1 protein-coding gene is annotated in these 319 nt (G+C 40.8%); it reads left to right on the top strand.

Annotated elements, in window-relative coordinates; translation table 11 throughout:
* A partial coding sequence (gene rpsH / locus ACYQ78_RS39385; RefSeq protein WP_459806104.1) for a 30S ribosomal protein S8 occupies positions 1-275 on the top strand: 275 nt, incomplete at its 5' end.
* Between the last annotated feature and the right edge of the window lie 44 nt (positions 276-319).

Raw genomic sequence — 319 nt, 5'->3', positions numbered from 1 at the left:
TTATGATGAAGCATGGATACATTGGTGAATTTGAAATTGTGGATGACCACAGAGCTGGCAAAATTGTAGTCAATCTTACAGGAAGACTTAACAAGTGTGGCGTCATAAGTCCTCGTTATGACTTGAAGGTTCATGACATCGAACAGTGGGCAAGCAATCTTTTGCCATCCAGACAGTTTGGATACCTTGTCATCACTACGTCCAGCGGCATTATGGACCATGAGGAGGCCCGAAGAAAACACACTGGTGGAAAACTTCTTGGGTTTTTCTATTGACCAAGATCAATATAAATAAACAAGACTCTTGCAATCAGAAAAAA

Source organism: Herbidospora sp. RD11066 (assembly GCF_054661255.1).
Note: the sequence above shows the minus strand (reverse complement) of the source record. Positions and strands in the feature narration are given on the sequence as shown.